24 protein-coding genes are annotated in these 26,520 nt (G+C 63.4%); 13 read left to right on the forward strand and 11 right to left on the reverse strand.

Annotated features, from left to right (window positions below):
- Window positions 1–11 precede the first annotated feature (11 nt).
- Window positions 12–1,184 carry an Mrp/NBP35 family ATP-binding protein gene (locus tag NKH37_RS14395; protein WP_245278539.1) on the reverse strand — a complete coding sequence of 391 codons (1,173 nt, stop codon included), beginning with the start codon at window positions 1,182–1,184 and terminating at the stop codon, window positions 12–14.
- 195 nt (window positions 1,185–1,379) lie between these two features.
- Between NKH37_RS14395 and NKH37_RS14400 the strand changes: the two genes are divergently transcribed.
- Window positions 1,380–1,757 carry a VOC family protein gene (locus NKH37_RS14400; RefSeq protein ID WP_352493735.1) on the forward strand — a complete coding sequence of 126 codons (378 nt, stop codon included), beginning with the start codon at window positions 1,380–1,382 and terminating at the stop codon, window positions 1,755–1,757.
- 43 nt (window positions 1,758–1,800) lie between these two features.
- Here NKH37_RS14400 and NKH37_RS14405 read toward each other — a convergent pair whose 3' ends face one another.
- Together NKH37_RS14405 and NKH37_RS14410 are read right to left on the reverse strand one after the other, a co-directional pair.
- Window positions 1,801–2,805 (reverse strand): inorganic phosphate transporter, encoded by a 1,005-nt coding sequence (locus NKH37_RS14405; RefSeq protein WP_352493734.1) that lies wholly within the window; start codon window positions 2,803–2,805, stop codon window positions 1,801–1,803.
- Window positions 2,805–3,446: a DUF47 domain-containing protein gene (locus tag NKH37_RS14410; protein ID WP_023717896.1), complete on the reverse strand. Its 642-nt coding sequence runs from the start codon at window positions 3,444–3,446 to the stop codon at window positions 2,805–2,807. Before NKH37_RS14410 ends, NKH37_RS14405 begins: the two co-directional genes overlap by 1 nt.
- Before the next feature lie 194 nt (window positions 3,447–3,640).
- Here NKH37_RS14410 and NKH37_RS14415 point away from each other — a divergent pair, with 194 nt between their 5' ends.
- The 6 genes from NKH37_RS14415 to NKH37_RS14440 all read left to right on the forward strand — a co-directional run bounded on the left by NKH37_RS14415 (window position 3,641) and on the right by NKH37_RS14440 (window position 10,940).
- Complete coding sequence (locus tag NKH37_RS14415; protein WP_352483301.1) at window positions 3,641–4,540, forward strand: LysR family transcriptional regulator; 900 nt, start codon at window positions 3,641–3,643, stop codon at window positions 4,538–4,540.
- Between the two features lie 133 nt (window positions 4,541–4,673).
- Window positions 4,674–5,153 carry a formate dehydrogenase subunit gamma gene (locus NKH37_RS14420; protein ID WP_353005314.1) on the forward strand — a complete coding sequence of 160 codons (480 nt, stop codon included), beginning with the start codon at window positions 4,674–4,676 and terminating at the stop codon, window positions 5,151–5,153.
- Window positions 5,150–6,706 carry a formate dehydrogenase beta subunit gene (locus NKH37_RS14425; protein ID WP_353005315.1) on the forward strand — a complete coding sequence of 519 codons (1,557 nt, stop codon included), beginning with the start codon at window positions 5,150–5,152 and terminating at the stop codon, window positions 6,704–6,706. The genes NKH37_RS14420 and NKH37_RS14425 overlap by 4 nt, the downstream gene beginning before the upstream one ends.
- 12 nt (window positions 6,707–6,718) lie before the next feature.
- The gene (fdhF, locus tag NKH37_RS14430) at window positions 6,719–9,631 is read left to right on the forward strand and encodes a formate dehydrogenase subunit alpha (RefSeq protein ID WP_353041113.1); all 2,913 of its coding nucleotides are present in this window, start codon (window positions 6,719–6,721) and stop codon (window positions 9,629–9,631) included.
- Window positions 9,632–9,814: 183 nt separating this feature from the next.
- A complete protein-coding gene (gene fdhD / locus NKH37_RS14435; RefSeq protein ID WP_023717901.1) occupies window positions 9,815–10,642 on the forward strand; it encodes a formate dehydrogenase accessory sulfurtransferase FdhD in 828 nt (275 codons plus the stop codon).
- A complete protein-coding gene (locus NKH37_RS14440) occupies window positions 10,632–10,940 on the forward strand; it encodes a formate dehydrogenase subunit delta (RefSeq protein ID WP_352483304.1) in 309 nt (102 codons plus the stop codon). Before fdhD ends, NKH37_RS14440 begins: the two co-directional genes overlap by 11 nt.
- Before the next feature lie 26 nt (window positions 10,941–10,966).
- Here NKH37_RS14440 and NKH37_RS14445 read toward each other — a convergent pair whose 3' ends face one another.
- The 3 genes from NKH37_RS14445 to NKH37_RS14455 form a co-directional block, all read right to left on the reverse strand.
- The gene (locus tag NKH37_RS14445) at window positions 10,967–11,227 is read right to left on the reverse strand and encodes a hypothetical protein (RefSeq protein WP_353005317.1); all 261 of its coding nucleotides are present in this window, start codon (window positions 11,225–11,227) and stop codon (window positions 10,967–10,969) included.
- A gap of 72 nt (window positions 11,228–11,299) precedes the next feature.
- Window positions 11,300–11,800: an MmcB family DNA repair protein gene (locus tag NKH37_RS14450; RefSeq protein ID WP_352483305.1), complete on the reverse strand. Its 501-nt coding sequence runs from the start codon at window positions 11,798–11,800 to the stop codon at window positions 11,300–11,302.
- Between the two features lie 827 nt (window positions 11,801–12,627).
- Entirely contained in the window at window positions 12,628–12,927 is a 300-nt protein-coding gene (locus tag NKH37_RS14455) for a DUF1330 domain-containing protein (RefSeq protein ID WP_352963429.1), read from the reverse strand.
- A gap of 152 nt (window positions 12,928–13,079) precedes the next feature.
- On the opposite strand from NKH37_RS14455, the gene NKH37_RS14460 reads away from it, so the two are divergent.
- The 3 genes from NKH37_RS14460 to NKH37_RS14470 all read left to right on the forward strand — a co-directional run bounded on the left by NKH37_RS14460 (window position 13,080) and on the right by NKH37_RS14470 (window position 14,787).
- Window positions 13,080–13,406 (forward strand): GYD domain-containing protein, encoded by a 327-nt coding sequence (locus NKH37_RS14460; RefSeq protein WP_352483306.1) that lies wholly within the window; start codon window positions 13,080–13,082, stop codon window positions 13,404–13,406.
- Between the two features lie 292 nt (window positions 13,407–13,698).
- Window positions 13,699–13,824 (forward strand): hypothetical protein, encoded by a 126-nt coding sequence (locus NKH37_RS14465; RefSeq protein ID WP_352483308.1) that lies wholly within the window; start codon window positions 13,699–13,701, stop codon window positions 13,822–13,824.
- Window positions 13,825–14,169: 345 nt separating this feature from the next.
- Window positions 14,170–14,787: a L,D-transpeptidase gene (locus NKH37_RS14470; RefSeq protein ID WP_352857158.1), complete on the forward strand. Its 618-nt coding sequence runs from the start codon at window positions 14,170–14,172 to the stop codon at window positions 14,785–14,787.
- A gap of 167 nt (window positions 14,788–14,954) precedes the next feature.
- On the opposite strand, the gene NKH37_RS14475 is transcribed toward NKH37_RS14470, so the two are convergent.
- From NKH37_RS14475 to NKH37_RS14495, 5 genes are all read right to left on the reverse strand, one after another.
- Window positions 14,955–15,524 carry a NifU family protein gene (locus NKH37_RS14475; protein ID WP_023676386.1) on the reverse strand — a complete coding sequence of 190 codons (570 nt, stop codon included), beginning with the start codon at window positions 15,522–15,524 and terminating at the stop codon, window positions 14,955–14,957.
- A gap of 343 nt (window positions 15,525–15,867) precedes the next feature.
- The gene (locus NKH37_RS14480) at window positions 15,868–16,359 is read right to left on the reverse strand and encodes a universal stress protein (RefSeq protein ID WP_023717912.1); all 492 of its coding nucleotides are present in this window, start codon (window positions 16,357–16,359) and stop codon (window positions 15,868–15,870) included.
- Between the two features lie 192 nt (window positions 16,360–16,551).
- Complete coding sequence (gene trpS / locus NKH37_RS14485) at window positions 16,552–17,634, reverse strand: tryptophan--tRNA ligase (RefSeq protein ID WP_353005318.1); 1,083 nt, start codon at window positions 17,632–17,634, stop codon at window positions 16,552–16,554.
- A 293-nt stretch (window positions 17,635–17,927) separates the two neighbouring features.
- Window positions 17,928–19,526, reverse strand: coding sequence for a murein biosynthesis integral membrane protein MurJ (gene murJ, locus NKH37_RS14490; RefSeq protein WP_353041115.1), 1,599 nt, complete (start codon window positions 19,524–19,526; stop codon window positions 17,928–17,930).
- A gap of 46 nt (window positions 19,527–19,572) precedes the next feature.
- Window positions 19,573–22,371 carry a [protein-PII] uridylyltransferase gene (locus NKH37_RS14495; protein WP_353005320.1) on the reverse strand — a complete coding sequence of 933 codons (2,799 nt, stop codon included), beginning with the start codon at window positions 22,369–22,371 and terminating at the stop codon, window positions 19,573–19,575.
- A gap of 227 nt (window positions 22,372–22,598) precedes the next feature.
- Between NKH37_RS14495 and NKH37_RS14500 the strand changes: the two genes are divergently transcribed.
- From NKH37_RS14500 to NKH37_RS14510, 3 genes are all read left to right on the forward strand, one after another.
- The gene (locus NKH37_RS14500) at window positions 22,599–25,103 is read left to right on the forward strand and encodes a heavy metal translocating P-type ATPase (RefSeq protein WP_353005321.1); all 2,505 of its coding nucleotides are present in this window, start codon (window positions 22,599–22,601) and stop codon (window positions 25,101–25,103) included.
- A gap of 43 nt (window positions 25,104–25,146) precedes the next feature.
- On the forward strand, window positions 25,147–25,533 hold the full coding sequence (copM, locus tag NKH37_RS14505) for a CopM family metallochaperone (RefSeq protein ID WP_353005322.1): 387 nt from the start codon (window positions 25,147–25,149) through the stop codon (window positions 25,531–25,533).
- Between the two features lie 109 nt (window positions 25,534–25,642).
- Complete coding sequence (locus NKH37_RS14510) at window positions 25,643–26,488, forward strand: aldo/keto reductase (RefSeq protein ID WP_353005323.1); 846 nt, start codon at window positions 25,643–25,645, stop codon at window positions 26,486–26,488.
- The last annotated feature ends 32 nt before the right edge of the window (window positions 26,489–26,520 follow it).

The following is a 26,520-nucleotide window of genomic DNA, read 5'->3' on the forward strand; positions in this document are numbered from 1 at the left end:
GGACATCCGCATCACTCAAACACGATGCTCGGCACTGCAGCCTCGGCCGCGCCGCGCTCTTCATTGACGCGGTGCCAGACCTTGGCGGCGATGTCGCGATAGATTTTCGCCTCGGCGCTATCGGGCTTCGAGACCACCACCGGCGTGCCGGCATCGGAGCTTTCGCGGATGCCCATCTCGAGCGGCACTTCGCCAAGGAAGGTGACGCCGAGGCGCTCGGCCTCACGGCGCGCGCCGCCATGGCCGAAGATGTCGTAGCGTTTCCCCGTATCGGGGGCGAGAAAATAGCTCATGTTTTCGACGATGCCCAACAGCGGCACGTCGACCTTTCTGAACATGTTGAGGCCTTTGCGCGCATCGATCAGGGCCAGGTCCTGTGGCGTCGAGACGATGACGGCGCCGGCCAGCGGCACCTGTTGGGCCATGGTCAGCTGGGCGTCGCCGGTGCCGGGCGGCATGTCGACGACGAGCACGTCGAGCGGTCCCCATTCGACTTCGCGCAGCATTTGCGTCAATGCCGACATCACCATCGGCCCGCGCCAGATCATCGGCGTCTCCTCATCGACGAGGAAGCCCATCGACATGACCTTGAGGCCATAGTTCTGCATTGGCTTCAGGATCTTGCCATCGACGGTCTGCGGCCGGCCATGAATGTTGAGCAGGCGTGGCATGGACGGGCCATAAATATCGGCATCGAGCACGCCGACCCGCAACCCGTTGGCGGCAAGGCCAAGGGCGATATTGACGGCGGTGGTCGACTTGCCGACGCCGCCCTTGCCGGAAGCAACAGCGATGATGGCGTCGATGCCTGGTACGCCGCGCTTGCCCTGGCTGTGCGAGGCGGGCGCCTGCGGCGCTGGACGAGCAGGTGCGGCCGGCGGAGCGGGCCTCTGAGCCGGTCTTTGCGGAACCGGCGCCTCCATGCCGCCGCCCTTCTTTTCCGCCGTCAGCGCGACCACGGCGCCGGCGACACCGGGGATCGCCTTGACGACACGCTCGGCGGCCGCACGCAGCGGCTCCATCTCCTGGGCACGGGCGGCGGGAACGGTGATCGAGAAGAACACCTTGGCATCGGCAATGAAAATCTCGGAAACCATGCCGAGGTCGACGATATTGCCGGTGAAATCCGGCCCGTTGACCGTCTTCAGGCGTTCGATGACGATTTCCTTGGTGACGGACATCAGATCTTCCTTATGCAAGCTCGCGCCTGAGATAGTGCAGTTTCCGGAGAGAACCAAGTCGTGGAGCAACAGCCGGCCTGGTGTGCCCCGGAAAACGGACCGACGCTGTCAGATTTGCCTGATCGACGGTCGCCAACCATCCGCTACGACCTATCTGAAGGAGCAGCATGAGCACGACATCAAGGGAAGGAGACGATCATGCTCGCAAACAGCAACGCAACGGCCAATCTCGCAGTGAAGGACCTGGCCAAGGCCAGGGCTTTCTACGAAGGGACGCTCGGCCTGAAAGAGGTGCACAATGAAGGTGGCGAACTGATCGTCTATAAAAGCGGCGATACCAGCATCAACGTGTACCGTTCGAATTTCGCTGGGACCAACAAGGCGACGGCTGTGACCTGGACGGTCGGCGACGAGCTCGGCAAAATCGTTGAGGCGTTGAAATCGAAGGGCGTGGCCTTCGAGCATTACGACATGCCCGGCCTGACGCTGGAGGGTGACGTTCATGTCGGTCAGGGCATGAAGGTCGCATGGTTCAAGGATCCGGACGGCAACATCCTGAACCTTGTGGACAGGTAGATACGGCGTTCACGCACCGCCGCCGCGCAGTGCTGCGGTGCTCTCACCTTGCCAGGCCGACCGCGAGGTAGGTGAGGGCCGCAATCACCGCGGTTGCCGGCAGGGTGATAATCCAGGCAACCACGATGTTGCCGGCAATGCCCCAGCGAACGGCTGAGACGCGGCGGGCGGCGCCGACGCCAATGATGGCGCCGGTGATCGTGTGTGTGGTCGATACCGGAATACCGAGCCAGGTGGCGGCGAACAGGGTGATCGCACCGCCGGTCTCGGCGCAGAAACCCTGCATCGGGTTCAGCCGGGTGATCTTCGATCCCATTGTGTGGACGATGCGCCAGCCGCCGAGCAACGTGCCCAGCGCCAGCGCCGACTGACAGGTGATGACGACCCACAGCGGCACGTAAAAATTCGCGCCGAGCATGCCTTGCGAATAAAGCAGCACGGCGATGATGCCCATGGTCTTCTGCGCGTCGTTGCCGCCATGGCCGAGCGAATAGAGCGAGGCGGAAAAGAACTGCATGACGCGGAAGGTGCTGTCGACGGCGAACGGCGTCTGCCGCACGAACAGCCAGGAGACCGCGAGGATCAAGACGAGCGCCAGCAGAAAGCCTGCCGCCGGCGACAGCACGATGGCCGCCGTCGTCTTGCCCAATCCGGCCCAGACGATGGCGCCGGTGCCGGCCTTGGCAACGCCGGCGCCGACCAAACCGCCGATCAGCGCGTGCGAGCTGCTGGACGGGATACCGACGAGCCAGGTGACGATATTCCAGACGATGGCGCCGACAAGTGCTGCGAAGATCACTGCCGGCGTGACGATGCTGGCGTCGATGATGCCGGTTCCCAGCGTCTCCGCCACGTGAAGACCGAAGAACATGAAGGCGATGAAATTGAAGAAAGCCGCCCAGAACACCGCATAATGCGGCCTCAGCACGCGGGTGGAGACGATTGTCGCGATGGAGTTGGCGGCATCGTGCAGGCCGTTGAGGAAATCGAAGAACAGTGCGACGGCGACAAGGCCGACCAGCACCGGAAAGGCTATCGCGGCTTCCACTATACGTTCTCGATGACGATGCCGCTGATTTCGTTGGCGACGTCCTCGAAGCGGTCGACCACCTTTTCCAGCTGGCCGTAGATCTCGCTGCCGATCAGATAGGCCATCGGATCGCTGCGGCCGTGCCGCTTGAACAGGTCCTTCAGGCCCTGTTCGTGCAGGTCGTCGGCCCGGCCTTCGGCGCGCATGACCTCCTCGGCGATGGCGTTGAGGCGCACCGTATGCGCCCCGACCTTGCCGAGCAGTGGGATCGCCTCGGCCACCAACTTGGCGGCCTCGACGATGACGGCCCCCATTTCCTGCATCAGCGGGTCGAATTCCTTCTTTTCGAACAACCTTACCGTCTTGACGGTCTTGTGCATCATGTCGATGGCATCATCCATCGACTGGATCAGGTCCTTGATGTCGCCGCGATCGAAGGGCGTGATGAAGGAGCGGCGCACGGCCAGCAGAACTTCCGCGGTGATCTGATCGGCTTCGTCCTCGAGATCGATGATCGTCTGACACCAGCGGTCGATGTCGTTGCCCTGCAAAAGCTGCTGCAGTGCCTCAGCGCCGCCGACCACAGTGCGGGAATGCCGCTCGAACAGGTCGAAGAAGCGATCTTCGCGCGGCAAAAGCTTGCGGAACCAGCCCAGCATGTTTCGGTCTCCCGTCGTGTCCAGTCCACGACCCCGTCCCATCCACATAGCGCCGCGTTCCATCGCGGGAAACAGTAAGCCGGCTGAAAGATGTGGATGCGGGCGATTTGCACAGGCGGCTTGCGGCCGAAGGCGATTTCCCCGACCTTGCGCGCTAAGATCGGACATAGCGTCCGTGACAGGCTCCCGACGGCATGATCGACAAGCTGGAATTCTTCATAGCACTCGCCAGGGAAGAACATTTCGGCCGCGCGGCGGAGGTGTGCGGCGTCACCCAACCGACGCTTTCGGCCGGCATCAAGCAGCTGGAGGGCCAGCTCGGCGTGATGCTGGTGCTGCGCGGCTCGCGCTTCCAGGGGCTGACGCCGGAAGGCAAGCAGGTGCTGGTGTGGGCGCGCCGCATCGTCGGCGACAGCAGGACCATGCGCGAGGAGATGCGGGCGGCACGCCACGGCCTGTCGGGCCGCATCCGCATCGCCGCGATCCCTACGGCGCTGGCCATGGTGGCGCGATTGACCACGCCGTTTCGGGCAAAGCACCCCGGCGTCACCTTCTCGGTGCTGTCGCGGACCTCGATCGAGGTGCTGTCGCTGCTCGGCAATTTCGACATCGATGCCGGCATCACCTATCTCGACAACGAGCCGCTCGGACGCGTCACCAGCGTGCCGCTCTACGACGAACGCTACCAGCTGATCACCGCTGTCGGGAACCCACATTTCGACCGCGACAAAGTGACATGGGCGGAACTCTCCCAGCTGCCGCTCTGCCTGCTGACGCCGGACATGCAGAACCGCCGCATCATCGACCAGCATCTGGCCGAAGCCGGCGTGCAGGTGCGGCCGACACTGGAATCCAACTCGATGATCGTGCTGTTTTCACATATCCGCACCGGCAAATGGTCGTCGATCATGCCGCTTAACCTTGCGGAAACGTTCGGCTTTTCCGAGCCGATCCGGGCTATCCCGATCGTCGAGCCGGATGCCAGCCACACCGTCGGGCTGGTGGCGGCGCCGCGCGAACCGCACACGCCGCTGGTCTCGGCGCTGTTGGACGAGGCAATGGCGCTGGCGGACGATTTCCGCGCCCGCCGCTAGGCTAGATAATGCTGGTGATCGAGATCGATAGAAAATTTCTATCGAGCAACGGATCGGCTTTATTGATTTAGCGGGTTTCCTCTGATTTCCTAAGCACTTAGCGGAAGACCGCCACGACCAGGGAGGGCGCTGCATGACGATGCAGCCTGCAAGTACCGAGATCGCATCGCGCACGGCGGCGATCATCCACGAGCTGAAAGGCCTCGAAGGCCCGCTGTTGCCGATCCTGCACGGCATACAGGAAGAGTTCGGCTGTGTGCCGCGGGACGCGCTGCCGGTCATTGCCGAGGCGCTGAACATCTCCAGGGCCGAGGTGCATGGCGTCGTCACCTTCTATCACGATTACCGCAGCCAGCCCGCCGGCCGCCATGTGCTGAAGCTTTGCCAGGCGGAAGCCTGCCAGGCGATGGGCTCGGATGCGATTGCCGCCAAGCTCAAATCAATGCTGGGCATCGGTTTCCACGAGACAACCCGCGACGGTTCGGTGACGCTGGAGCCGGTCTATTGCCTTGGCCTTTGCGCTTGCTCGCCATCGGCGATGCTGGACGGCGAGGTGATCGGGCGGCTCGACGACGAAAAGCTCAGTGAGATCGTTGCCGAGGTGCGCTCATGATCCCGCGCATCTATATTCCCGGCGATTCCGGCGCGCTGGCGCTGGGTGCGGAAAAGGTCGCCAAGGCGGTTCGGGCGGAGTTGGCCGAGCGCGGCATCGAGGCCAAGATCGTGCGCAACGGCTCGCGCGGCGCCTATTTCCTCGAGCCGATGGTCGAAGTGGCGACGGCCAATGGCCGCGTCGCCTATGGGCCGGTCAAGCCATCCGACGTCAAAAGCCTGTTCGACTGCGGCTTCCTCACCGGCGGCCATCACAAGCGCTGGCTGGGCGCACCGGACAAGATCCCGTTCCTGGCCAAACAGACGCGGCTGACCTTTGCACGTTGCGGCGTCACCGATCCGCTGTCGCTCGATCACTACAAGGCGCATGGCGGGCTGAACGGCCTGCAGAATGCGGTGGCGATGACACCGGCCGACATCGTCAAGCAGGTGACCGAGTCCGGGCTGCGCGGTCGTGGCGGCGCCGGCTTCCCGACCGGCATCAAATGGAAGACGGTCCTCGATACGTCGGCCGACCGCAAATACATCGTCTGCAATGCCGATGAAGGCGATTCCGGTACGTTCGCCGACCGCATGATCATGGAAGGCGACCCCTTCGTGCTGATCGAAGGCATGGCGATCGCCGGCATCGCCACCGGCGCGACCAAGGGCTTCATCTATATCCGCTCGGAATATCCGCATGCGGTGGCGGTGATGCAGAAGGCCGTCGAGATCGCCCGCAGGGCCGGCGTGCTCGGCGTCAATGTGCTCGGGTCACCCAATTCATTCGACATGGAAGTGCGCGTCGGCGCCGGCGCCTATGTCTGCGGCGAGGAGACCGCCCTGCTCGACAGCCTCGAAGGCAAGCGCGGGCAGGTGCGGGCCAAGCCGCCGCTGCCGGCGCATAAGGGCCTGTTCGGCAAGCCGACGGTAATCAACAATGTCATCTCGCTGGCCTCGGTGCCGGTGATCATGGACAAGGGCGCCGCCTTCTACAAGGATTTCGGCATGGGCCGTTCGCGCGGCACCATCCCGATCCAGATTGCCGGCAACGTCAAATATCCTGGTCTCTACGAGGCGGCGTTCGGCATGACGCTGGGTGAGATCGTCGACGATATCGGCGGCGGCGCGGCGACCGGGCGTCCGGTCAAGGCGGTGCAGGTCGGTGGCCCGCTCGGCGCCTATTTCCCGCGCGCCCTGTTCGACACGCCGTTCGACTACGAAGCATTTGCCGCCAAGGACGGGCTGATCGGCCATGCCGGCATCGTCGTTTTCGACGACAGTGCCGACATGCTGAAGCAGGCACGCTTTGCCATGGAATTCTGCGCCATCGAGAGCTGCGGTAAGTGCACGCCCTGTCGCATCGGCTCGACGCGCGGCGTCGAGGTGCTGGACCGGCTCGCTGAGAACATCGAACCGGAAAAGCAGATCGCACTGGTCACCGACCTTTGCAACACGATGAAGTTCGGCTCGCTTTGCGCTCTCGGCGGCTTCACCCCATATCCGGTGATGAGTGCACTCAACCATTTCCCGGACGACTTTCGGCCGACGCCGGTCGCCGAAGCAGCGGAATAGGAGCGGACAGGCATGAACGCGGCATTCGACATCAAATCGCTGGTCCAGGAAATCGACTACGGCACACCCGCCTCCGAAGCGGAACAGCAGGTGACGCTGACCGTCGATGGCAAGCCGGTGACGGTGCCGGCGGGTACCTCGATCATGCGCACTTCGATGGAAGCGGGCGTTGAAATCCCGAAACTCTGCGCCACCGACATGCTGGACTCGTTCGGCTCCTGCCGGGTCTGCCTCGTCGAGATCGACGGGCGCGGCGGCACGCCGGCCTCGTGCACGACGCCGGTTGGCGAAGGTATGGTCGTGCATACCCAGAGCGACCGGCTGAACGCCATTCGTCGCGGCGTGATGGAGCTCTATGTCTCTGACCATCCGGCTGCGTGGGGCGAGACGGCCGGCACCGGCGCCAGCGAGTTCGACAGGGTCGTCAGGACGGTCGGCCTGACCGAGAACCGCTATGGCGTGGACGGCCGCAACCACGTCGAGCAAGAAAACGGCGTGGCGCCCGGCCATGGCTCGCTGACCATCGACTACATCGCCCGCGATGAATCGAACCCCTATTTCACCTATGATCCGGCGCAATGCATCGTCTGCTCGCGCTGCGTGCGCGCCTGCGAAGAGGTGCAAGGCACGTTCGCGCTGACCATCGAGGGCCACGGCTTCGAATCCAGGGTCTCGGCCGGCATGCACGAGGCGTTCGTCGATTCCGAATGCGTGTCGTGCGGGGCCTGCGTGCAGGCCTGCCCGACCGATGCGCTGAGGGAGAAAACCGTGCTGGCGAAAGGCCTGCCCGAGCGCTCGACCGTCACCACCTGCGCCTATTGCGGCGTCGGCTGCTCATTCAAGGCCGAGGTCAAGGGCGACGAGGTCATTCGCATGATGCCCTACAAGGCAGGCAAGGCCAACCACGGCCACTCCTGCGTCAAGGGCCGCTTCGCCTATGGCTATGCGACACACAAGGACCGTATCCTGAAGCCGATGATCCGCGAGCGGGTCAGCGATCCGTGGCGCGAAGTGTCGTGGGAAGAGGCGCTCACCCATACGGCGAATGAATTCCGCCGCATCCAGTACCAGTACGGCCGCACGTCGATCGGCGGCATCACCTCGTCGCGCTGCACCAACGAGGAGACCTACCTCGTCCAGAAGCTGATCCGGCAGGGCTTCCGCAACAACAATGTCGATACCTGCGCCCGCGTCTGCCATTCGCCGACCGGCTATGGCCTGGGCCAGACCTTCGGTACCTCCGCCGGCACGCAGGATTTCGATTCGATCGAGCAGACGGACGTCATCCTGCTGATCGGCGCCAATCCGACCGATGCGCATCCGGTGTTCGCCTCGCGCATGAAAAAGCGCATGCGCCAGGGCGCCAAGCTGATCGTGCTCGATCCGCGCCGCACCGATATCGTGCGCTCGGCCCATGTCGAAGCGCAGTTCCATCTGCCGCTGAAGCCGGGCACCAACGTCGCCATGCTGACCGCACTTGCCCATGTCATCGTCACCGAAGGCCTGTTCGACGAGGCGTTCATCCGCGAGCGCTGCGACTGGGACGAGTTCCAGGACTGGGCATCGTTCGTGGCACTGCCGGAAAACAGCCCGGAGGTCGTCGGTCAGCTCGCCAATGTCGATCCCGACGACATACGCGGCGCGGCGCGGCTCTATGCGCGCGGCGGCAACGGCGCGATCTATTACGGCCTCGGCGTGACCGAGCACAGCCAGGGCTCGACCACCGTCATCGCCATTGCCAACCTCGCCATGGCGACCGGCAATATCGGCCGGCCGGGCGTCGGCGTGAATCCGCTGCGCGGCCAGAACAATGTGCAGGGCTCCTGCGACATGGGTTCGTTCCCGCACGAACTTCCCGGCTACCGCCACATTTCGGGCGACGCGGTGCGCGCCATCTATGAGAGCCTGTGGGGCGTCAAGCTCGACGACGAGCCCGGCCTGCGCATCCCCAATATGCTGGACGCGGCCGTCGACGGCTCGTTCAAGGGGCTCTATGTACAGGGCGAGGACATCCTGCAGTCGGACCCCGACACCAAGCATGTCGCCGCGGGTCTCGCCGCGATGGAATGTGTCGTCGTGCACGACCTCTTCCTCAACGAGACGGCCAACTACGCGCATGTGTTCCTGCCCGGCTCGACCTTCCTCGAGAAGGACGGCACCTTCACCAATGCCGAGCGCCGCATCAACATGGTGCGCAAGGTGATGGAGCCGAAATGCGGCTATGCCGACTGGGAGACGACGCAGGAGCTCGCCAAGGCGCTCGGCCTCGGCTGGAACTACACGCATCCCTCCGAGATCATGGACGAGATCGCCAAGACGACGCCGAGCTTCTCCGGCGTTTCCTTCGACCTTCTCGACCGGGTGGGCTCGGTGCAGTGGCCCTGCAACGAGAAGTCGCCGGAAGGCACGCCGATCATGCATATTGGCGGCTTCGTGCGCGGCAAGGGCAAGTTCATCCGCACCGAATATGTCGCGACCGACGAGAGGACCGGGCCGCGCTTCCCGCTGCTGCTGACCACCGGCCGCATCCTGTCGCAGTATAATGTCGGCGCGCAGACCAGGCGCACCGACAACGTCGTGTGGCACAGCGAGGATCGGCTGGAGATCCATCCGCATGATGCCGAAAATCGCGGCCTGCGCGATGGCGACTGGGTGCGGCTGACCAGCCGCTCGGGCGAGACGACGCTGCGCGCGCTGATCACCGACCGGGTGTCGCCGGGCGTCGTCTATACGACCTTCCACCATCCCGACACCCAGGCCAACGTCATCACCACCGACTTCTCCGACTGGGCGACCAACTGCCCGGAATACAAGGTGACCGCGGTGCAGGTGGGTGCATCCAACGGCCCGTCGGAATGGCAGCGCGACTATGACGAGCAGGCAAAGCAAAGCCGCCGCATCGCCTCGCTGCAAGCAGCGGAGTAGCGTTTTGGCGTCGTGCCGGAGCACCCCCCTCTGGCCTACCGGCCATCTCCCCCTCAAGGGAGGAGATTGGATGTCATCTCGGCTTTCGCCAATCACCAGCGTCGAAGGGTGCCTTACGTCTGAACTGCCAATCTCCCCCCTTGAGGGGGAGATGGCCGGTAGGCCAGAGGGGGGTGCCGCGTGATGCCCAAACGTCGTGCTGTCACCCAGATCAGCCGCCTCGCGCGCCGCGCCGGCGGCACCGCGGCCGCCAACCGCATGGTGCCGGAAGAGACGCCGGTAGCATTCTCCTTTGCCGGCACCACGCATGCGGTGATGATGGCAAGCCCGGCCGATTTCGAGGATTTCGCGCTCGGCTTCTCGCTGACCGAAGGCATCATTGCCTCGCCAGACGAAATCGAAGCCATCGAGGTCGAGGATCACGGCGCCGGCATCGATATCCAGATCCGGCTGAAGGACCAGGCCAACACCCGTTTCGAGGCGCGTCGCAGACGGCTCGCCGGCCCGGTCGGCTGCGGGCTGTGCGGCATCGAATCGATCGAGGAAGCGATGCGCTCGGTCGATCCGGTCGGTGCGTCGAAACTTACACTTCAGGCCGATGACATCGTCCGCTCGGTCAAGCTTTTGTCGAAGGTGCAGCCGCTGCACGCCGAGACCGGCGCGGTCCACGCCGCCGGTTTTTACCTCCCCGGCAAGGGCATCGTCATGGCGCGCGAGGATGTCGGCCGTCACAATGCGCTGGACAAGCTGGCCGGCGCGCTGGCCAAAGCCGGTATCGACGGCAGGTCGGGGGCCGTCGTCGTGACGTCGCGCGTTTCGGTCGAGATGGTGCAGAAGACCGCGGCGATCGGTGCTGCCTTCATCATCGCCGTCTCGGCGCCGACGGCACTTGCCATCCGCACCGCAGACGACGCCGGCATGACGCTGGTGGCGCTGGTGCGCGGCGATGATTTCGATATTTTCACCCATCCTGACCGCGTGGTTTCCGGAGTTGCCAAGCATGTCGCATGACGAAGGCCACCTCATGAGCACCAGCGAAAAGCTGGTTCGCATGGCCAACCAGATCGCTGCCTTTTTCCACTCCAAGCCGCGCGAGCAAGGCATTGCCGGCGTCGCCGAGCACATCAACAAGTTCTGGGAGCCGAGGATGCGCCGGCAATTGTTCGAGATGCTCGACAGCGGCGGCGAAGGCTTCAACGAGCTTGTCGTCGCGGCCGCCCCACACATCAAGCGGCCGGGCGCGCCGGAGGGCGCAGGTTTTAGCGTCGGCGGAGCGAGCACCGAGACTACGGCTGCGTCACAGAAGTAGGCGCCGCGGGCCTACATTCACACCCTCTAAGGTTTCATCTGCCGCAAGTCTCGCGGCTCTGGTATGATCCGGCGATAAGAAATCGTCGGGTCGGGCGGACAAACCTCGTGAGGCCGATCGAAACTCGCTACGCGCTCAGCGGCGACGTGCGGATCGCCTATCAGGTGGTCGGCCAGGGATCGCTCAATCTCGTCTTCGTGCCGGGTTTCATTTCCAATCTCGACCTGCACTGGGAAGACGAAGGCTACAGCCGGCTGTTGGCGTTCCTTGCGGAACACCGCAGTCATACATCGTCTCTTATGCAAGGTGGCGGCAGCCGGGGCAGCGCAAGCCTCCATGACTACGGAGAGCGAAACCCCCTACTCGCTCTCACCCTCCAGCGCCGGCACCGACACCCCGGCAAGCTCCGCCGCCAGCAACCGCGCGGCACCGGCGCGCGCGATCCTCAGCATCAGCGCCTTGCGCGTCGCCGCCGCCATCCGGTGCTCGGGCGCATCGCGCAGGACCTCGGCACCATAGCCGTCGGAGAGAATGAAGCCGCACTCTTCCGGAAAGATCTCCTGGGGCACGCCGGGATGGGTGGCGAAGAAGAAGCGGTCGGAATGCAGCCGGTAGTCCGGCCATTTGCGGTCGACCCTGAAATCCTCGATCGAGGATTTGATCTCGATGATCCAGATATCGCCCTGGCGGGTCAGCGCTACGAGATCGGCGCGGCGCCCGGTGGCCAGCGACAGTTCGGGCAAGACATGCGCGCCCATCTGCTTGAGCAGCCGCTGCACGCCACGCCTGACCAGCATGGCACGCTCCGACTGGCGACCGTCGATCAGCGGGTTAAGGGGTAGAGGTGAGATGATAGGCATGGCCGCACCATGTCAGATTTTGTTCACGGTTTGAACCCGGTTTTTTGGGGCGATTATCTGGTTTGACAAACCCAACCAGAACGGGACACCGCCGGTGCAGAACCCTGAAGCGCAAGCGGCCTACCGTGGGTGTTTTCCTACGGGTATTTACTGCCTGCAAGCTGTCTGGCACGACCCTCGGCAGTGGTTGCCTTGCGGGTTAGTGGGCCGCACATTACCCTTTCTCCACCTGGTGTGTTTATATAATAAGCACGCACACAGTATTTATTTGGAGTGTCCGGAAGACAAAGTTCACGCTTGTGGCCTGACCCCGGCTCAACATAGATTCTACAGGTTTTTTTACTCGTGTCATAAGGAACGTTCGCCTGGCTAGTGCATGCCGATGCACTGACGGCAATGGCTATAACGATGGCTATGCGGATCATGTTTTCCCCCAACACAACCGCATTTGAATCATGTTTTGTCGCCGCTGCCAAGGCGGGTTGCCAACCAGATAATCGCCTTTGTGCTGGGGCCAGTGCTGGTCTAGGAGCTCTTGTCTGTCGGATTAAGCCACTCACGCGCCTTCCGGTTTTTCAAATCAAATCGGTATAAGGAACAGGCGAGCACCGCTGGAAGACCAATGCCTCCGACAATAACCAGCGCGATAGGGCCAAACCAGCGGTAGGCTAGAACCCCAACCAAACTGAGGATCATGGCTCCAATGAAACTACTAATAGGCGCGGGCGTCACGGCTGATTTGTAGCGGAGCTTTGGTCAGCGGTCATCCGGGTTTGTCAAATATATAGCCGCCTTCTGGGCGGCTATTATCTGGTTGACAACCCCCTCTAACTAACCGGCATCATGCCCTCCAGAGCAATGATCCTCGTCTTTGCACAGCGTTCGCGGATGGCTTTGAGGCGGCCGTATTCTGGGGAGTTGTACCATGCAATGAGGGAAGCCATGTCGGGGAATTCGACAATGACGAGGCGATGAGGTTCCCAGTCGCCTTCCAGCACTTTGGTGGCTCCGCCACGAGCGATGTACCTTCCCCCGTAGCGGGCTTCGGTTGCTGGCACGTCGCGGCGGTATTGCTCGAACACGGCGGCGTCGGTTATGTCGACATCGGCAATAAGATAGGCTGCCATTGAATTTACTCCCCTTGGGAAAGGCATTGAAGCAGGTCCATTAGCGGTCCCGCAACTAAGCCAGCGGTACTACGCCGCGGAAACGACTCGCCTTCGCCCGGATTGGGGCGCTTAACTGTCTTGGTGGGGGCAGCTCTGGGAGGAGACGAACCATGCCGATGTATCTCACGCGATTCAGCTACAGGCCCGAAACCTGGGCGCGCTTGATGGACAACCCCGAGGACAGACGCGAGGCTGCCCGTTCCTACATCGAGTCGGTGGGCGGAAAGCTGCACGGGTTCTGGTATGCCTTCGGAGAACACGACGGCTGGAATCTGTGGGAGGCGCCGGACAACGTCTCCATGGCATCGGTCATGCTTGCCATTGGTGCGGGAGGCGCGCTCAGCTCCTACGAGACCACCGTGCTGCTAAGTGTCGAAGAGACGATGGAAGCGCTTGGCAGGGCGAAGTCGATCCGGTATCGCCCACCGGGATCGTGACGGCCGCCCGTGCTTCGCGGAGTGTCGAAGGCTAGGTAACGCTTGCTGTCGAACGGCGCACGCTCCTAAACTTTTGCGCAAAAAAAATGTCCGCTGCACCCTCTTGGCAGCGCCGGCAGCTTGCGCTTTCAATGTCGGCCACGGTATTTTACGAGGAGCATTAGATGACGGACGATGACGGACGCAAATCGGCGACACCGGAGGAAATCCGCTCGCCATCAGAGGCTGGGCGGTGCTTGGGGCAATCATCGTTGCCGTGTTTGGTGCCGCCTACGTCATGATCGATAGTTGAATGGCCGACGATCCTGGTCGCCCCGATGGACTGCCTGAAAAGATCGGCACGGTCCTTGGTGCAGTGGTGGTGATCGGCACGTTCGGGCTTCTGGCTTGGACGGTTCTTCGCGGCGTTCTTTATTGAACCGGCCTATTGAACCAGGCTTGTCAGGATTATCTCCTGCAGCGGCCGCGTCTCAGGCGAGATCAGGCCGATCTCCTCGTAGTAACGGATGGCCTTGGCTGGCCGGCCAGAGCGCCAGCCAGCGTCACCGACCCGTCTCGGGGTTCTTGTTCTTGGCCCATTGATTTTGCAGCATAATCCTGCGGGGGCTGTTGCCGAAATGCCATAGTCGCCGGTTTACCAGCACGCAAGCCCAAGGATATAGGCATCGCCCGCTTGGCAAGCAAAGCAAATGCCAGCATGAATGAAGATGAAAAAAGCGGCCGACTCGAGCCGCTGTTGTTTGGGCAGGCATCGGACCTTTTCATGCGCATGAAGTCACTTGCAATCGTCGCGGCCCTGGCGGTGTCGACGGCTGTCGCCGGTTGCAGCACCATCGGCTCGCAGATCTTCACCAACAACTACGGCGCGGTGACCGATGCCGGCTATCATCTGCCGCGCATCCCGATCGAAAAGGTGCCGTTCAAATACCGCCGCCAGATCGTCGACTACGACACCAGGGAAAAGCCGGGCACCATCATCGTCGATACGCAGAACAAGTTCCTCTATTTCGTCATGGGCGACGGCGAGGCGATGCGCTACGGCATCGGCGTCGGCCGTGAAGGTTTCGAATGGCACGGCACCGCCCGTATCGCACTAAAGCGCGAATGGCCGACCTGGACGCCGCCGTCGCAGATGATCAGGCGGCAGCCGGAGCTGGCCAAGTTTGCCGGCGGCATGGAGCCGGGGTTGAAGAACCCGCTCGGCGCGCGCGCCATGTACCTGTTCAACAAGGGCGGCGACATGGGCTACCGCCTGCATGGCAGCCCGGAATGGAATTCGATCGGCAAGGCGATGTCGTCGGGCTGCATCCGGCTGATGAACCAGGACATTATCGACCTCTACGACCGCACCTCGGTCGGCGCCAAGGTCATTGTGCTGTAAGACCATGATCCCGAAAAGCGGGACCCGGTTTTCGGACAAGATCATGGTCAAACAAGAAGAGCTTTATACGCGGACCGTCTAGGCAACACACAGACGTCGCAAACAGAAAACCGGGCACTTTGGCCCGGTTTTTTGTTGTCTATCGACGTTGACGATGGAACGGCGCGTCAGGAGACCTGTTCGACGTGCTGCACTTCCGGCACAAAGTGCCGGAGCAGGTTCTGGATGCCGTGCTTCAGCGTCGCCGTCGAGGACGGGCAACCGGCGCAGGCGCCCTTCATGTGCAGGAATACGGTGCCGTTCTCGAAGCCGCGGAAGGTAATGTCGCCGCCATCCTGGGCCACCGCCGGGCGCACCCGCGTGTCGAGCAACTCCTTGATGGTGACGACCAGCTCCTCGTCGGCCTTGTCGTAGAATTCGCCGGTCTGGCTGGTCTCGGCGGCGGGGCCGGCCTTGGCCATCACCGGGGCGCCGGACATGAAATGCTCCATGATGGCGCCGAGGATAGCCGGCTTCAGATGCTGCCAGTCGGGACCGTCCTTGGTCACGGTGATGAAATCATAGCCGAAGAAGACGCCGGTGACGCCGGGGATCTCGAACAGCCGGCCGGCCAGCGGCGAAGCCGTCGCGGCACTGTCGGCATCGCGGAAATCGGCGGTACCTTCTTGCAGCACTTCCTTGCCGGGCAGGAATTTCAGCGTCGCCGGGTTTGGCGTCGACTCGGTCTGGATGAACATGGCCATCTCCGTGCCCGTTTCGGGCAGCTAGTTTGGAATAATTCTAATTAGGCTTTATCCGCCCGACATTCAAGCGAAAGGCATCGCGGGGAACGGCTGGCTGGTGGAATGTTTTGCTAGCTCGCTGAAACAATTGGAGATGTGTTGAGATTCAGGTCAGGCCGAGCCGAAAATGATGGTTTCCGAGAACCGGCCTACGCCGGCCGTAGCCTTCATAGGACGGAGGCGCCTACGAGGGCTCCGGTCGGCGAAGGCCGGAGCGGAGCGTACTTTTGGTACGTGAGCACCGGAAGCGCAGGAAGCCGCCATTTGTAGGCCGGCCTCACCTGAATATCGGCACATCTCAGGCGAGGCTGTCGATCTCCTCGTCCGACAGGTTCTGCGGCACCACAGTCACTGGAATCGGAAAGGCGGCGCCCTTGCCGGCGACCGCGCCGACCAGCGGCCCGGGCCCTTCCTTGCCGGCGCCTGCCGCCAGCACCAGGATGGCGATGTCCTGGTCTTCCTCGATCAGCTTGTGGATCTCTTCGGTCGGCTTGCCTTCGCGCACCACCAGTTCCGGCTCGATGCCGAGCTTCTGGCGCACCTTGTTGGCGTAGCTGTCGAGCGCGGCGCGCGCCGTGGCGGTCGCCTCCTCGCGCATGATCTTCTCGACGCCCAGCCAGTGCTGGAAATCATCCGGCTCGATGACATAGAGCAGCACCAGCACGCCGCCCGTGCTTTGCGCCCGCTTCGAGGCGTAGGCGACGGCGCGCTCGCATTCCGGCGTGTCGTCGATGATCGCCAGGAACTTGCGGCGATGACCGGCTTCGCGGCTGAGGCGTTTGGAGACCATATTCACCCTGCTCGATGGTTTCGGCCGCAATCTGCCACCGCCACAGCCCGCCCGCAAGCGACCGGCGGCTGTGGCGATGTTGGTGCAGCTTAAAGCGCGTCGCGTTCGACCGGCCTCATGCGACGCGCTTCAGGTTCTTGTTTTATGCATGTCGTTATCGCAAAACCGCTGCACACTTTTGCGCGACATAAATTAGCCTTGCAGCAGGCCGATAATGTCGCGCACGGTCTTCATCGTCGCTTCGGCCAATGTGCCGGCACGCTCGCCGCCATCCCGCAGCACCGCGTCGACATAGGCGCGGTCGCCGGAGATGCGGCGCATCTCGCCGGCGATCGGCGCCAGCTTTTCCACCGCGAGATCGGCCAGCGCCGGCTTGAACACCGAAAACTGCTGGCCGCCGAATTCCTCCAGCACCGCCTCTTTCGATATTTCGGCGAGGCCGGCATAGATGCCGACGAGGTTTTCCGCTTCCGGCCGGCCGGCAAGCCCGTCCAGTTCGCCGGGCAAAGCCTCCGGGTCCGTCTTGGCCTTGCGGATCTTCTTCGAGATGGCGTCGGCATCGTCGGTCAGGTTGATGCGCGACAGGTCCGACGGGTCGGACTTCGACATCTTTTTCGAACCGTCGCGCAGCGACATGATGCGCGCCGCCGGGCCGCCGATGACCGGCTCGGTCAGCGGGAAATAGCCGTTCACCGTCTCTTCGCCGACCTGCATCTCGACGCCGACGCCAAGCGCCGCGATACGGTCCGAAAAGTCGTTGTTGAATTTCTGCGCAATATCGCGGGTCAGCTCCAGATGCTGCTTCTGGTCGTCGCCGACCGGCACATGGGTGGCGCGGTAGACGAGGATATCGGCGGCCATCAGGGAGGGATAGGCGAGCAGGCCGAGCGAGGCGTTCTCGCGGTCCTTGCCGGCCTTGTCCTTGAACTGCGTCATGCGGTTCATCCAGCCGATGCGCGCCACGCAGTTGAAGATCCAGGCAAGCTCGGCGTGCTGCATCACCCGCGACTGGTTGAAGACGATGTGCTTGGTCGGATCGATGCCGGAGGCGAGAAACGCCGCGGTGATCGAACGCGTCTGGTCCTGAAGATCCTCATAGACGAGCTGCGCGGTCAGCGAATGCAGGTCGACGACGCAGTAGATGCAGTCGGAGGTGTCCTGCAGGGCGACGAATTTCTTGATGGCGCCGAGATAATTGCCGAGGTGCAGATTGCCGGTTGGCTGGACGCCGGAAAAGACGAGTGGCTTGAAGGCGGGCTGGTTGAGGCCGGTCATGGTGTATCCCTGGCTTGTGGAGGGCCGTTTCGCGCGCGGCGAAAGTCTTGCGACGGCGCGCTTATGGACGAGAGCGAGGAGACGATCAAGAGGGGTGTTGGCTAGGCCGCGCGGGGCTTTGACCGTGGCCGAGCAAGACGCCACAGAAGGCTGTTTGAAGGGGATGGCGCCGACCAGAATCAAAAACCCGCCTTGCGGCGGGGTCGTCGGTGCGAATCAGCACCATACGCAAATTAGTAGCATAGCTGCAGGCACAAAGCAAGAACAAAATTGGACCTGACGAATTTTCCGCCTCACGAATCCGGAGATTGCTCCTTGACCGGCTGGGAGCCTTTACGCCCGATATTGCGGCGGATCATGCCGAAATCCGCACCCCCGGTGGCAAACGCAGTGACGAAGTAAAGCAGCGCCCCGCCGGCGACGAGCGCAAGCAGCGTTACCGCCTTGATCACCAGCGGCGAGCCCGAGCCGAGACTTGCGGCGAACCAGTGCTCGGCAAAATAGAGCGCCGCCGCCATCACCGCCGCCGACAGCACCAGCCGCGGGATGCGTTTCATGAGCGGCACGTCGCGGCCCCAGTGGCCGCGCCGGATCAGCACGGCCAGCAGCATCGCCGCATTGACCCAGCCGGCGACGGCGGAGGCAACGGCAATGCCGGGCGCGCCCATCGTCGGAAACAGCGTCAGTGCCGTCGTAATGTTAACCGCCACCGAGATGGCGGCGAAAATCATCGGCGTGCGCGTGTCCTCGCGGGCGAAATAGCCTGGGGTGAAGGCCTTGATCAGCACGAAGGCCGGCAGACCGAGGCCGAAGATCGCCAGGATTGCCGCGACCGTCGGCGTCGAATTGTTGGCGGCGAAGGCGCCGCGCTCATAGACCAGCCGCACGATCGGCTCGGACATGACCAGCAGGGCGGCCGCCGCCGGCAAGGTCATGAACAGGGTGAACTCGACCGAGCGGTTCTGCAGATTGGCCGCCTCGACCAGATTGCCTGACTTCAGCGCCCGCGACAGTTCCGGCAAAAGCACGATGGCGACGGCGACGCCGACAACGCCCAGCGGCAGCTGGTAAACGCGGTCGGCATAGGCCAGCGACGACACCGCGCTGTCCTGCGCCGACGCGATCGCCGTGCCAATCAGCTGGTTGATCTGGGTGATGCCGCCGGTGATCGCCGCCGGCAGTGCCAGGATCAGCAGCCGCTTGACGCTGGGCGTCATCTTCGGCCGGCGGAAGCCGATCGAAATGCCGGCATGGCGCACCGCCGCCCAGACGATCGCCAGCTGCACCAAGCCGGCCGCCAGTACGCCCCAGGCCAGCCCGAAACCGACGGTGCGGGCGTCCGAACCCTTGTACCAGGCATAGGCAAGCACGGCGATGAGGATGATGTTGAGGAACACCGGCGCCACCGCGGCGGCGAAATAGCGGCGCAGCGAATTCAGCATGCCGGCCATCATGGCGCCGAGCGACATGCAGATCAGGTAAGGGAACATGACGGTCGCCAGTGCCACCGTCATCTCGAATTTTCCCGGCGTGTCGGCAAAGCCCGGCGCCACCAGGTAGCGCACGATCAGCGGCATCGCCAGTTCCATGGCGATGGTCAGCGCCAGAAGCGCCGTGAACAAAACGCCGAACACCTCTTCGGAAAAGCGCTTGGCGCCGTCGGTGCCGTGCGTCTCGATCTCTTTGGCGAACAGCGGCACGAAGGCGGCGTTGAAGGCGCCTTCGGCGAACAGCCGGCGAAAGGTGTTGGGAAACTGGAAGGCGGCGTTGAAGGCGTCGGCGATCGGCCCGGTGCCGAGTGCGGCAGCCATCAGCATCTCACGGCCAAAGCCGAGGGCGCGGCTCATCAGCGTGCCGGAAGCGACCGTGGCGAATTTCTTGATAAGGCTCATGCGCTTGAAGACTGCCTGTGGGATTGGGGCAAATGGAAGGTAACAGTCACTCGGCGGCCGTTTTGGTCTTGCCGCGCTCGGACGCCGTGCCCTCGAGCACCGCGATCAGCCTGTTGCGGATGGTCGCCGTACGCGACGGGCTGTCGATCTTCTGGCCGGTGAGATCGGTGACGTAGAACGTGTCGATGACCTTTTCGCCGAAGGTGGTGATGTGGGCCGAGGCGATGTCGAGCGACAGGTCCGACAACATGCCGGTGATCTCCGACAGAAGGCCCGGCCTGTCCAGTCCTTCGACCTCGATCACCGAGAACCGGTTCGACAGGGTGTTGCGGATCTCGGCGCGTGGCGGGATGCGGAAGACCTTGGCGCCGCGCCGTGGCTTGGTGCGCTTCTCGATCATTTCGGGCAGCCAGCTCTTGCCCGACAGCACGTCTTCGATCAGCCGGCCGACGCGCTCGGCACGGCGACGCTCGTCCTCGTCGCGGTCGAACTCCCTCGAGATCAGGATGGTGTCGAGCGCGCGGCCATCCGAAGTGGTGAAGATCTGCGCGTCGACGATGTTGCCGCCGGCCGCCGCGCAGGCGCCGGCAATCACCGAAAGCAGGCGCGGATGGTCCTGCGCCAGCACCGTGATCTCGGTCACCGCCTCGAACTGGTGAGTCTTGACCATGGTGGCGAGCTTCTTGCCGGCGTGATCGGCCTCGCGGATGAATTCGGCATGACGCAGCTGGTCGGGAAGATCGACCGCCAGCAGATAGTTCTCGTAGTGCTGGCCGACATAACGCTTGCGGGCCTTTTCCGGCCAGTCGGCAAGCGCCTCGGCCAGTTGCTCGCGCGCCGCCGCCGTCCGCTTGGCGCGCGACACCTCCGAAAACCCGCCGGTCAACAAAAGCTCGGTCTCGTAGTAGAGCGTGCGCAGCAACTGGCCTTTCCAGCCGTTCCAGACACCAGGCCCGACGCCTCTGATATCGCAGACGGTAAGCACTAAAAGCATTTTCAGCCGTTCGACCGACTGCACGATGGCGGCAAAATCCTCGATCGTCTTGCGGTCGTTGAGATCGCGGGTCTGCGCCGTCATCGACATGACGAGGTGGTTCTCGACCAGCCAGGCGACCGTTTCGGTGTCGGCCGGCGAGAGCCCCATATGCGGGCAGATGCGCCGCGCGATCCTGGCGCCGGCTTGCGAATGGTCCTCCGGCCTGCCCTTGGCGATGTCGTGCAGCAGCACGGCGACATAGAGCGCCTCGCGGCTCTTCTTCAGCCCCGGCATCAGCGCGTGGGAAAGCGGATGCACCTTTTCGCCGTCGCCGCGCTCGATCTCGGCCAGCACGCCGATGCAGCGGATCAAATGCTCGTCCACGGTGTAGTGGTGATACATCGAGAACTGCATCATGGCGACGATCTTGCCGAAGTCCGGGATCAGCTTGGCAAGCAGTCCGGCCTCGTTCATTCGCCGCAGATTGAGCTCGGCGTTGCGGTCCGAGGTCAAGATGTCGAGGAACAGCCGGTTGGCCTCCTCGTCGCGCCTGAGCGCCTTGCCGACGAGGCCGAGAGAGCGGGTCAAAAGCTTCAGCGCATCGGGGTGGAATTCCAGGCCGTGCTTGTCGGCAAACCAGAACAGCCTGAGCAGGTTGACCGGATCGCGCTCGAACACCTCGTCGTCGGCAATGTTGATGCGGTGGTTGTCGACGATGAAATCGGCCGTGCCGGCGAGCTTGCGCTTGCGCCGCGAGAAGGTGAGGAAGATGCGGTTGAAGCCCGGCACATGCTTGGCCTGCTCCTCCTCGAGCGCGGCGCAGAAAATGCGGGTCAGGTCGCCGACATCCTTGGCGACGAGGAAGTAGTGCTTCATGAAGCGTTCGACCGCCGACAGGCCGGGATGGGTGGTGTAGCCGAGCCGCTCAGCGATGTCGCGCTGGATGTCGAAATGCAGCCGCTCCTCCGCCTTGCCGGTGAGGAAATGCATGTGGCAGCGCACCGCCCACAGGAAGTCCTCGGCCTTCTGAAATTCCCTGTATTCGGCGTCGGTAAAGACGCCCTTGTCGACCAGTTCCTCGCCGGTGCGCACCCGGTAGAAATATTTGGCGATCCAGAACAGCGTCTGCAGGTCGCGCAGGCCGCCCTTGCCGTCCTTGACGTTGGGCTCGACCAGATAGCGGCTCTCGCCGGCCTTGGCGTGGCGCTCGTCGCGTTCGGCGAGCTTGGCCTGGACATATTCGGGGCCGGTGGTGCGCACCACCTCGTGGTCGAAGCGCTGCAGAAGCTCGTCATAGAGTTTTCGCTCGCCCCACAGGAAGCGCGCCTCCAGGATCGAGGTGCGGATGGTGATGTCGGTGCGCGACAGCCTGAGGCACTCGTCGATGTTGCGCGTCGCGTGACCGACCTTCAGCCCGAGGTCCCACAGCATGTAGAGCATATATTCGACGATCTGCTCGCCCCACGGCGTCTGCTTGTAGGGCAGCAGGAACAGGAGATCGATGTCGGACCCCGGCGCCAGCGTGCCGCGGCCATAGCCGCCGACGGCGACGACCGCCATGCGCTCGGCCGACGACGGGTTTTTCACGCGGTAGACATGGGTGGCAGCGAAATCGTAGAGCGCACGGATGATCTCATCCATCAGATGCGACAGCCGGGCGGCGCAGGCGGTGCCGCTGCCGTCGTCCATCAGCATGCGTTCGGCGACAGTGCGCCCGTCGGCGAGCCGGCTTTTGAGTAGCTTGAGGACGCCGCCGCGCGCGGCCTTGCCCGAACCGTCGCCTGCCGTGGCCGCGGTCAGTTCGGTCATCTCGCGGCGCAAGGCTTCGCCGTCGATCAGTTCCTCGAGCTTCAGGGATATTCTTGCCATAAATGCCGTTCGGCCTCGCCGTTTCGGCGGCGTCTATAGCGCGTTTTCGCGGCGCTGGGTATGGGGCGGACGGACGCGTTCTCCGCGGCCGCCGACGGGACGATCGTCTCGTGCCCGCAGCCGGTTCGGTTTGGGCCTGGCCGCGAAAAATCGAAAATCGGCCCTTGACCTTCCAGTTACTGGAAGTACTACCTCCGCTGCAACATCGAAATACAGGGGCTTTCGGCATGACGCATTCCGACCACGATCATCACAGCCATGGCTGCTGCTGCTCGGCAAAGAGCGCCTCGCCTGCCGCGGACGCCGTCGTCCGGGATCCGGTCTGCGGCATGACCGTCGATCCGGCCGCTGGCAAGCCGACCGCCGGGCATGACGGCCATCGCTATCATTTCTGCAGCGAAAGCTGCCGTTCGAAATTCGTCGCCGAACCTGAAAAATATCTGACCGCAACCGATCCCGTCTGCGGCATGAGCGTCGATCGCGCCACGGCCAAGCACTTTTTGCGCCACGAGGGCCAAGGCTTCTATTTCTGCTCCGCCGGCTGCAAGGCGAAGTTCGAGGCCGAGCCGGCAAAATATCTCGGCGACAAGCCGGCGCCGCAGGCGATGCCCAAGGGCACGCAATACACCTGCCCGATGCATCCCGAAATCATCCGCGACAAGCCCGGCTCCTGCCCGATCTGCGGCATGGCGCTGGAGCCGATGGGCGTGCCGACCGGCGACGAGGGGCCTAACCCCGAACTGGTCGATTTCACCAGGCGCTTCTGGGTGAGCGCGGTGCTGTCCGTGCCGTTGCTGGTCATCGCCATGGCGCCGATGCTCGGCCTGACGTTTCAGGCCTTCATCGACGACCGCGCGAAGGTCTGGCTGGAACTGGCGCTGGCCAGCCCCGTGGTGCTGTGGGCGGCATTCCCGTTCTTCCACCGCGGCTGGGATTCGATGCTCAACCGCAGCCCCAATATGTGGACGCTGATTTCACTCGGCGTCGGTGCCGCCTATCTCTACAGCGTCGTCGCCACACTGTTTCCAGGCCTCTTTCCGCACCAGTTCCGCGGCCATGACGGCACCGTGCCGGTCTATTTCGAGGCGGCGGCGGTAATCGTCGCGCTGGTGTTCCTCGGCCAGGTGCTGGAATTGCGTGCCCGTGAGAAAACCGGCTCGGCGATCCGTGCGCTGCTCGACCTGGCGCCGAAGACGGCGCGGCTGATCGGCGCGGACGGTTCCGAAAACGACGTGCCGCTCGATATTGTCAAGGCCGGCGACCGCCTGCGCATCCGCCCAGGTGACGCTGTACCGGTCGACGGCATTGTGCTTGAAGGGCGCTCTTCCGTCGACGAATCGATGATCACGGGCGAGCCGCTGCCGGTCGAAAAGACCGAAGGCGACAACCTCACCGGCGGCACGCTCAACAAGAATGGCTCACTGATCATGCGCGCCGAAAAGATCGGCGCCGAGACGACACTGGCGCGCATCGTCGAACTGGTCGCCAAGGCGCAGCGGTCGCGCGCGCCGATCCAGGGGTTGGCCGACCGCGTCTCGTTCTACTTCGTCCCGGCCGTTGTTCTCGTTGCGATCATTGCGTTTGTAGCCTGGGCGATCGTCGGACCGGAACCCAGCCTGGTGTTTGCCATCGTCTCGGCGGTCTCGGTTCTGATCATCGCCTGTCCGTGTGCACTCGGCCTTGCGACGCCAATGTCGATCATGACCGCCACCGGGCGCGGCGCGCATGCCGGCGTGCTGATCAAGGAAGCGGCGGCGCTCGAGCGCTTTGCCTCGGTCGATACGCTGATCGTCGACAAGACGGGAACGCTGACCGAAGGCCGGCCGCGACTGACCGACGTCGTTGCCGTCGAAGGCATGGCGCAAGACGAGTTGCTGGCGCTCGCCGCCGGGCTGGAAAAAGGCTCGGAGCATCCGCTGGCCGAGGCGATCGTTGACGGCGCCCGCGGACGCGGGGTGAAGGTCCCCGACGCGAGCGGTTTCGAGGCTGTCACCGGCAAGGGTGTTTCCGGCACGGTTTCGGGACAGAAGGTGGCGCTTGGCAATGCCGCGATGATGGCCGATCTCGGCATCGATACGGCTTCGGTCCTGGCCAGTGCCGAGGCGCTGCAGTCCGACGGCAAGACCGCGATGTTCGTCGCTGTCGCAGGCAAGCTCGCCGGCCTCGTCGCCGTCGCCGACCCGATCAAGGCGACCACCGCCGAGGCGATCAAGGCGCTGCATGACAGCGGGCTGAAGATCGTCATGGCGACCGGCGACAATGAGCGCACCGCCAAGGCCATCGCCGCCAAGCTCGGCATCGACGCGGTGCATGCCGGGCTTTTGCCCGAACAGAAGAACGCGCTGGTCGAGGAGTTGCGCGCCAGCGGTGCCGGCGTCGCCATGGCCGGCGATGGCGTCAACGATGCGCCGGCACTTGCCGCCGCCGATGTCGGCATCGCCATGGGCACCGGCGCCGATGTTGCGGTCGAAAGTGCGGGGATTACGCTGGTCAAGGGCGATCTCAACGGTATCGTCAGGGCCAGGACGCTGGCCCGCGCGACGATCCGCAACATCCGCCAGAACCTGTTTTTCGCTTTTCTCTACAATGTGCTTGGCGTGCCGGTGGCTGCCGGCGTGCTTTATCCGCTCACCGGCACGCTGTTGTCGCCGATGATTGCGGCGGCGGCGATGAGCCTGTCTTCGGTTTCGGTCATCGCCAACGCATTGCGGCTCAGGACATTGAAACTCTGAGTAAAACTTCCAGATAGCCCCTGTTCAAAAAAGGAGACGATGAATGACCTTGGCCAAGAAGATCGTGCTGCTGATGATGGCGGCGGGAATGCTGCTTGCTGTTTTCCTCGAAAGCGTTCCTGCACAAGCCGAGGAGATGAAGCACGACATGGGCGCCATGGGCGCGCAGAGCCCCTCGACCGAGGGCTACAAGGCGGCGATGGACAAGATGCATACCGACATGATGGCGATTGAATATTCCGGCAGTGCCGATGTCGATTTCGCCCGCGGCATGATCCCGCATCACCAGGCTGCCATCGACATGGCCAAGGTCGAGCTCGCCAATGGCAAGGACCCGGAAATCCGCAAACTGGCCGAAGCAGTGATAGCCGCGCAGCAAGCCGAGATCAAGCAGATGCAGGACTGGCTCGCTGCCCATCCGGTGAAGTAGGGCTTCACGCTGTCGGGAATCCAGGCGAGAGACTTCACCGGGATTTCTGCTTCACCTGGATTTCCCTTGGCGGCTATGGTGCTATCCGGGCCTCGGACTGGAGCATGCCATGCCATCGACGATACGAACGACCACCCTGCCCTGCGGCGAAGCCGTGCCGGTGCTCGGCCAGGGCACCTGGAAGATGGGCGAAGACGGCCGCCGCCGTACCGACGAGGCCAATGCCCTGAAGCTCGGGCTGGATCTCGGCATGACGCTGATCGACACCGCCGAAATGTATGCCAGCGGCGGTGCCGAGGAGGTGGTGGCGGAGGCCATCGCTGGTCGCCGCGACGAGGTTTTCCTGGTCTCCAAAGTGCTGCCGTCCAATGCCTCGCGCGCCGGCGTGAAACGGGCCTGCGAGAACAGCCTGAGGCATCTCGCCACCGACCGCATCGATCTTTATCTGCTGCATTGGCCGGGCAGCGTGCCCTTGACGGAAACGGTCGAGGCATTCGAAGCGTTGAAGGCAGCCGGCAAGATCCGCCATTGGGGCGTCAGCAATTTCGATACCGGCGAGATGGAAGAGCTGGTCCGATTGCCGGCCGGCGGCAACGTCCAGACCAATCAGGTGCTCTACAATCTGTCGCAGCGCGGCGTCGAGTTCGACCTCGCCCCGTGGAGCTGGCAACGCGGTATGCCGCTGATGGCCTATTCGCCGGTCGATCAGGGGGTATTGGCGCGCAATGCCAGGTTAGATGCCATCGCCGCTCGCCACGGTGCGACGCCGGCGCAGATCGCGCTTGCCTGGGTGATGGCGCAGGACGGGGTGATCGCGATTCCCAAAGCTAGCCGCCCGGAGCATATCCGGCAGAATGTCGCGGCGTTGGACATCGAGCTCACGAGCGAAGATTTCGCCGAAATTGACCGCGCCTTCCCACCGCCGAGGCGGAAGTCGGGCCTGGCGATGATCTAGAGGCATCAGACAAGCGGGACGTTGAGGCTGCC

The sequence above is a fragment of the Mesorhizobium sp. M1217 genome (assembly GCF_040318275.1).
Lineage (GTDB): Bacteria > Pseudomonadota > Alphaproteobacteria > Rhizobiales > Rhizobiaceae > Mesorhizobium.

Excerpts from the sequence above, each read along its gene's own strand:
- NKH37_RS14460 (WP_352483306.1), top strand. The coding sequence starts at position 13,080 with ATGCCGATGTATCTCACGCGATTCAGCTACAGGCCCGAAACCTGGGCG.
- NKH37_RS14420 (WP_353005314.1), top strand. The coding sequence starts at position 4,674 with ATGACGATGCAGCCTGCAAGTACCGAGATCGCATCGCGCACGGCGGCG.
- NKH37_RS14450 (WP_352483305.1), bottom strand. The coding sequence starts at position 11,800 with ATGCCTATCATCTCACCTCTACCCCTTAACCCGCTGATCGACGGTCGC.
- NKH37_RS14410 (WP_023717896.1), bottom strand. The coding sequence starts at position 3,446 with ATGCTGGGCTGGTTCCGCAAGCTTTTGCCGCGCGAAGATCGCTTCTTC.
- NKH37_RS14400 (WP_352493735.1), top strand. The coding sequence starts at position 1,380 with ATGCTCGCAAACAGCAACGCAACGGCCAATCTCGCAGTGAAGGACCTG.
- NKH37_RS14470 (WP_352857158.1), top strand. The coding sequence starts at position 14,170 with ATGCGCATGAAGTCACTTGCAATCGTCGCGGCCCTGGCGGTGTCGACG.
- murJ (WP_353041115.1), bottom strand. The coding sequence starts at position 19,526 with ATGAGCCTTATCAAGAAATTCGCCACGGTCGCTTCCGGCACGCTGATG.
- NKH37_RS14510 (WP_353005323.1), top strand. The coding sequence starts at position 25,643 with ATGCCATCGACGATACGAACGACCACCCTGCCCTGCGGCGAAGCCGTG.
- NKH37_RS14465 (WP_352483308.1), top strand. The coding sequence starts at position 13,699 with ATGGCCGACGATCCTGGTCGCCCCGATGGACTGCCTGAAAAGATCGGC.
- NKH37_RS14440 (WP_352483304.1), top strand. The coding sequence starts at position 10,632 with ATGTCGCATGACGAAGGCCACCTCATGAGCACCAGCGAAAAGCTGGTT.
- NKH37_RS14455 (WP_352963429.1), bottom strand. The coding sequence starts at position 12,927 with ATGGCAGCCTATCTTATTGCCGATGTCGACATAACCGACGCCGCCGTG.
- trpS (WP_353005318.1), bottom strand. The coding sequence starts at position 17,634 with ATGACCGGCCTCAACCAGCCCGCCTTCAAGCCACTCGTCTTTTCCGGC.
- NKH37_RS14495 (WP_353005320.1), bottom strand. The coding sequence starts at position 22,371 with ATGGCAAGAATATCCCTGAAGCTCGAGGAACTGATCGACGGCGAAGCC.
- NKH37_RS14445 (WP_353005317.1), bottom strand. The coding sequence starts at position 11,227 with ATGACTGCGGTGTTCCGCAAGGAACGCCAACAGCCGGCTGTAGCCTTC.
- NKH37_RS14480 (WP_023717912.1), bottom strand. The coding sequence starts at position 16,359 with ATGGTCTCCAAACGCCTCAGCCGCGAAGCCGGTCATCGCCGCAAGTTC.
- NKH37_RS14415 (WP_352483301.1), top strand. The coding sequence starts at position 3,641 with ATGATCGACAAGCTGGAATTCTTCATAGCACTCGCCAGGGAAGAACAT.
- NKH37_RS14500 (WP_353005321.1), top strand. The coding sequence starts at position 22,599 with ATGACGCATTCCGACCACGATCATCACAGCCATGGCTGCTGCTGCTCG.
- NKH37_RS14425 (WP_353005315.1), top strand. The coding sequence starts at position 5,150 with ATGATCCCGCGCATCTATATTCCCGGCGATTCCGGCGCGCTGGCGCTG.
- fdhF (WP_353041113.1), top strand. The coding sequence starts at position 6,719 with ATGAACGCGGCATTCGACATCAAATCGCTGGTCCAGGAAATCGACTAC.
- copM (WP_353005322.1), top strand. The coding sequence starts at position 25,147 with ATGACCTTGGCCAAGAAGATCGTGCTGCTGATGATGGCGGCGGGAATG.
- NKH37_RS14475 (WP_023676386.1), bottom strand. The coding sequence starts at position 15,524 with ATGTTCATCCAGACCGAGTCGACGCCAAACCCGGCGACGCTGAAATTC.
- fdhD (WP_023717901.1), top strand. The coding sequence starts at position 9,815 with ATGCCCAAACGTCGTGCTGTCACCCAGATCAGCCGCCTCGCGCGCCGC.